General features: G+C 67.8%; 5 protein-coding genes. 1 reads left to right on the forward strand and 4 read right to left on the reverse strand.

Features of this window, described 5'->3' with window-relative positions; genetic code table 11:
* Positions 1-198: 198 nt before the first annotated feature.
* The 4 genes from OXU43_06430 to orn are packed head-to-tail and all read right to left on the reverse strand — an operon-like array spanning position 199 to position 4,103.
* Positions 199-1,569, reverse strand: coding sequence for an N-acetylmuramoyl-L-alanine amidase (locus OXU43_06430; GenBank protein ID MDD9824789.1), 1,371 nt, complete (start codon positions 1,567-1,569; stop codon positions 199-201).
* A 29-nt stretch (positions 1,570-1,598) separates the two neighbouring features.
* On the reverse strand, positions 1,599-2,090 hold the full coding sequence (gene tsaE, locus OXU43_06435) for a tRNA (adenosine(37)-N6)-threonylcarbamoyltransferase complex ATPase subunit type 1 TsaE (GenBank protein ID MDD9824790.1): 492 nt from the start codon (positions 2,088-2,090) through the stop codon (positions 1,599-1,601).
* On the reverse strand, positions 2,057-3,532 hold the full coding sequence (locus tag OXU43_06440; GenBank protein ID MDD9824791.1) for an NAD(P)H-hydrate dehydratase: 1,476 nt from the start codon (positions 3,530-3,532) through the stop codon (positions 2,057-2,059). Before OXU43_06440 ends, tsaE begins: the two co-directional genes overlap by 34 nt.
* A gap of 28 nt (positions 3,533-3,560) precedes the next feature.
* A complete protein-coding gene (gene orn, locus OXU43_06445) occupies positions 3,561-4,103 on the reverse strand; it encodes an oligoribonuclease (GenBank protein ID MDD9824792.1) in 543 nt (180 codons plus the stop codon).
* Between the two features lie 324 nt (positions 4,104-4,427).
* Between orn and OXU43_06450 the strand changes: the two genes are divergently transcribed.
* Complete coding sequence (locus tag OXU43_06450; protein MDD9824793.1) at positions 4,428-4,790, forward strand: hypothetical protein; 363 nt, start codon at positions 4,428-4,430, stop codon at positions 4,788-4,790.
* The last annotated feature ends 410 nt before the right edge of the window (positions 4,791-5,200 follow it).

A 5,200-nucleotide genomic window follows, 5' to 3' on the forward strand; every position in this document is an offset into this window, starting at 1 on the left:
ATTCCCGCCTGCGCGGGAATGGCGGATATTTGCCATGCCAGTGGGTAGTTTTTCGCGCGGATCTGGATTTTCGGAGTTTTTACACAGCCTGTTTCGCCGGAATGATGGAAGGCACATATACAGCACGGGAATGGCGGGATGGGAATCTTTTCTCCTCGATTGCGTAACGGCTTGTGGCCGTTGCCTGGGCCTTGCGCGTCAGTTCTGGCTCAGCGCCTGGCGCCGGGACGCCAACAAAGTGCCTTCCGGCGCGCGGCGGGAGAAAAAATCCAGCACTCCCCGGGAGATGGCATGCGCGATCCGGTTCTGATACGCCGGGTCCAACAACCGCTTCTCCTCCTGCGGGTTGGAGATAAAGCCGGCCTCGACCAGGATAGAGGGGATGTCGGGAGCGCGCAAAACCATGAATCCGGCAGACTCCACGTGCCGCTTGTGCACCCGGCCGGCCGGCGCCGCCTTGCGAAGCTGAGCCAATACCAGCTGGGCGGCCTCGATGCTGGATTCCAGGGCGGCAGTCTGCGACAAGTCCAGCAGCACCGAGGCAAGCAAGTCGTCCTTGTCGGAAATGCTCACCCCGCCGATGAGGTCGGCGGCATTCTCGCGCTGCGCCAACAGGCGGCCATGCTCGCTGCTCGACCGCTTGCGGGAAAGCACATACACCGAACTGCCGCGCACCCGCGGGTCGCGGAAGGAATCGGCATGGATGGAAACGAACAGGTCCGCCTTCCGCTCACGCGCCTTGCGTACGCGGGCGCCGAGTTTCATGTAATAGTCCCCCTTGCGCACCATCACGGGGCGGATCCCCGGCATCCGCGCCAACCGCTTCTCCAGTTGCCTGGCGATCTGCAACGCGATGACCTTCTCGCGGCTGCCGTGCGGCCCGGTCGCGCCGGGGTCGGCACCGCCGTGGCCGGCGTCAATCGCCACGATGACATCGCGCAGGGGCTGCGCCTCGGGCAACGGTTGCCCCCGGCGTAACGGCGGCGACAACTTTGCGCTCCTGGACTCGCTCCCTGGTTCGCTCCTGGGTGCGCCCCTGGGTGCGCTCCTGGGCCTGCTTCTGGACTCGATCTTGTATCCACCCTTGCGGGCCGCGCCTCCCTTGCCGGGCATGCGTTTCGCCGGCGTTCGCCGTTGCGGCGACAACAGGTCCAGCACCAGGCGGTGACCGTGGCGGCCATTCGGCAGCAACAGGAAATCCTTCGCCTTCGCCGGCCGCTTGAGGTCCAGCACCAGCCGCCAATCGCCGTTGCCGCGCGGCGCGGAGCGCAGCCCCCGCAGATAGTGGTCCGCCCGCGCGATCCTGGGGAAACGCCCGTGCCACCGCGCCTGTTGCAGGTCCAACACCACACGGTGCGGATCCTGAAGGCTGAAGACCTTGTAGCGCACCGGTTGCGAGAGATCCAACACCACGCGGGTATGCTCCGGCGCCGCCCAGGCGCGCAGTCCCTTCACTTGCGCGGCGTCCGCCGGCAGGCCGCAGGCAAACAACAGAACGCCGGCGGCGGCACGAGACAGGGTTTGGCCGCCCCTCGCAGAGCGCCATTCTCCTGCCGATCTAAGGTTCATTATCATAAAAGCATCTTATGATATTATTTTTATAGAATAAATGATCTAGCGGCCCTTAGCAAGCCATCGCCGGAAGGACGATCCGCGCATAAGCGAATCCGCCGCCCGGCAGCTGCCATTCCCAACTGCGCCAGCAAATCCGGCGGCGGCAACAGATCGCCGGCCCGTTCCGGCCATTCCACCAGGACCAGCGCATCTTCGGCGAAATATTCCCGTATTCCCAAAAATTCCGCCGCCTCCGACCCGCCTTGCAGACGGTACAGATCCAAATGATAGACGGGAGGCAGACCGCGGAGCGCATACGTTTCCACCCAGGCATAGCTGGGGCTGTGCACGGCGCCCGCATGTCCCAGGCCACGCAAAATACCGCGCACCAGCGTGGTTTTGCCGGCGCCGAGTTCGCCCTGCAGGTAGATGCGCGCGCCCTGGCGGCAAGAGGGCGCCAGGCAGGCGCCCAGCCGCTCCATGGCCTCCGCCCCGGCGACGTTCAGCGACAGGGATTCGCCAGCCGCCGCAACCATGGCAACAGGTCCGTGGCTTGCAGGCCACGCTCGCCTTCCGCCGCCGCGGCGGCATCGCCGGCGGCCGCATGCAGGCAAACGCCCAGGCGGGCCGCCTCGCCGGCATCCAGCCCCTGCGCCCACAGGGCGGCGATCACGCCGGTGAGGAGGTCGCCCATGCCGCCTACGGCCATCCCCGGGTTGCCGGCGTCCAGCACCGCCATCCCCCGCGCATCGGCGACCAGGGTGCCCGCGCCCTTGAGCACAACCGTGCCGCCGTAGCGGACCCGCAACTCCGCCGCGGCGGCGAAACGATCCGCCTGCACCTCGGCGTTGCCGCAACCCAGCAAACGGGCCGCCTCGCCGGGGTGGGGGGTCAGGATCCAATCGTCGCGGCGCTGCGGGTCTTCGGCCAGAAGATTCAGGGCATCGGCGTCCAGCACCAGGGGCCGGCGCGCCTCCAGGGCGCGCGCCAGCAAGCGGGCGCCCCAGCGGGCGCGCCCCAGCCCCGGCCCCACCGCCAGCGCCGTCGCCCGCGCCAGCAAGGGAGACAGCGCGGCGGCCTCCTCTACCCCATGTGCCATGACCTCCGGGGGATAGCCGCTCCCTTGCGCGTGGCAGTTGCGGGTCGCCACAGAGACCAGGCCCGCGCCCACGCGGCCGGCAGCGGCGGCGGCAAGTCGCGGCGCGCCGCCGAAGCCGCGCTCTCCTCCGACCACCAGGACATGACCGAAGGCGCCTTTGTGAGCATGGCGCGGCCGCGGCCGCAAAAGTCCTTCCCAATCGGCGAGCTCCAGGCGCCGTGCCGCCGACGCGAGGCCGCGGCCGATGGCGGGCGGCACCCCGAGCCCGGCAAAATACAGCCGGCCGCAATACTCTCCCCCGGCGGCGGTCAGCAAGCCCCGCTTCAGGGCGATGAAGGAGATCGTGGCCCGCGCCCGCACCGCCGCCCCAAGGGGGCAACCGCTATCGGCGTGCAGGCCGGAAGGAATATCCAGCGACAGCACGGGCGCCGCGCAATCATTCGCCGCCGCCACCGCAACTCGCAGTGCGCCGCCGACTTCCCGGTTCAGCCCGGTGCCCAGCAGGGCGTCCACCACGACATCCGCATCCGCCAGCGGCGCCGCGGGCAACGCGGCACTCTCCCCACCGGCCTCCCGCCACCGCTGCTCGACGGTGGCCAGGATGCCGTCGGCGGGCGGCGGCGCGGAGAACGGACGCAACACGCGCGCCGACAAGCCGTCGCCACGCGCCAGCCGGGCCAGTACCAGGCCGTCGCCGCCGTTGTTGCCCGCCCCGCACAACACGAGCAGACGACGGGCGCCGGGCCAGGCCGCCCGCAACAGGAGGTATGCGGCCCGTCCGGCGCGTTCCATCAACGTCAGCGCGGGGATGCCGTGTTCGGCGGCGGCGATGCGATCTATCTCGCGCGCCTGTTCGGCGAGATACAGTTCCCGCGGCAATGTAGGGCCCGCCTGGATCAAGGCGCCCTCAGCGACGGAAAAAGCGCTGGCGGTAAAAGCGCAGTTCCTCGATGGAGTCCCGGATGTCCTGTTGCGCCAGGTGCTGACTCTGCTTGGCGAAGGGCGGCAACTCTGGCGCCCAGCGCCGGTACAATTCCTTGACCGTACTGACGTCCAGATTGCGGTAATGGAAATAGCGCTCAAGTTCCGGCATCCAGCGGTACAGAAAGCGGCGGTCCTGGCAAATGCTGTTGCCGCACATCGGAGAGCGGTTCGGCGGCGCCTGCCCGCGCACAAATTCCAGCGTGCGCCGTTCCGCCTCGCGCTCGCCGACCCCGTCGTTACGCGCCCGTTCGAGCAGGCCGGAGTCGCCGTGGTGGCTGCGGTTCCATTCGTCCATGCGCTGCAGCGTCTCCTCGTCCTGACGGATCGCGAGCACCGGCCCCTCCCCTACCTCGCGCAACTCCGCGTCGGTCGCCAGGGTGGCAATCTCAAGGATGCGGTCCCGATCCGGGTCGAGCCCGGTCATTTCCAAATCAATCCAGATCAGGGTTTCCGTAGAGTTCGTCATTGCTGCCGCACTGCCGCCGCGGCCGCCGCGGGGATCGTAGAGACATTAGCGCGTTGGCATTGTACTTCGGGGTACAGCAAATAGCGACGGGGCGTATGGTTTCACCACAATGGCAAATATCCGCCATTCCCGCCCCTGTTCAAGCCAGGGGCAGGCTCTGCGCGGGAATGGCGAGGGGGGCATGGGAATGGCGGGGATGGGAATCTTTTCCCCTCGATTGCGTAACGGCTGGCACCCGCCTGGCCGGGATTGACTGGCGGGCGGCGGCGGGCGCATACTCGCCCTTGGACCCCTGCCTGGGTCCCAGCTGCGAAGGAGCGCAAAATGAGCAAGGAAAGCAAAATGGAACCGCTGGAAAAGACCTGGATTCTGGAACTCGTCGGGACCGCGATGCTCGCTGCCCTGCTGGGGCTTTGGGGGTGGACTGCCAACAAGGTGGTGCAAGTCGGCGAGAGCGTCGTCGAGGTCAAGGCGGAACTCCAACAAGAGATCGGCGAGGTGAGGGTGGAGATCGCCGAAGTGAAGGTGGAGCTCGGCAGGGAAATCGCCGCGGTGGACGCCAAGCTCGATTTGCTGATACGCGGGCTGAACATTTCGGTTGCCCCGAAGGACAATGCCGACGCCGAGCCAGCGGGGGCGGAGCGCGGCGGCTTCCGGGTCGGCGCGGGCGAAACGGCAGCCGAGTAGCTTGGCCCGCTCGGCGGCCTCCGCGCCTGCCTCGCCGCCCGCCCATCCTGTCCGCCCCCTGCCCCCGCCGCGCCGCAAGCCCCGTTCCGCAATCGAAGGGAGGAATAGCGGCTCTCTTATTCCGCCATTCCCGCGCAGCAGTCTGTGCAAAAACCCTATGGGCATCCAGCGAATAAAGCCTACTCCGCCATTCCCATGCCCCCCCCTCGCCATTCCCGCGCAGAGCCTGCCCCTGGCTTGAACAGGGGCGGGAATCCAGCGTATAAAGGGCGCGCTTCGCGCTCCTTCAGGGCGGAGCGAGGGAAAGGCGGACGGCCATAAACTCGTGCCGCCGCCTGCCGCCGCCATCGTGCGGATGTGCGCGTTCCGCGCTCTATTTGCGCTGGATTCCCGCCTGCCAGGCCGTGTAA

It is taken from the genome of Gammaproteobacteria bacterium, assembly GCA_028817255.1.
GTDB lineage: Bacteria > Pseudomonadota > Gammaproteobacteria > Porifericomitales > Porifericomitaceae > Porifericomes > Porifericomes azotivorans.

Bases quoted from the DNA above. Each gene is read 5' to 3' on its own strand.
- OXU43_06430 (MDD9824789.1), bottom strand. From the start codon at position 1,569: ATGAACCTTAGATCGGCAGGAGAATGGCGCTCTGCGAGGGGCGGCCAA.
- OXU43_06450 (MDD9824793.1), top strand. From the start codon at position 4,428: ATGAGCAAGGAAAGCAAAATGGAACCGCTGGAAAAGACCTGGATTCTG.
- orn (MDD9824792.1), bottom strand. From the start codon at position 4,103: ATGACGAACTCTACGGAAACCCTGATCTGGATTGATTTGGAAATGACC.
- tsaE (MDD9824790.1), bottom strand. From the start codon at position 2,090: ATGGTTGCGGCGGCTGGCGAATCCCTGTCGCTGAACGTCGCCGGGGCG.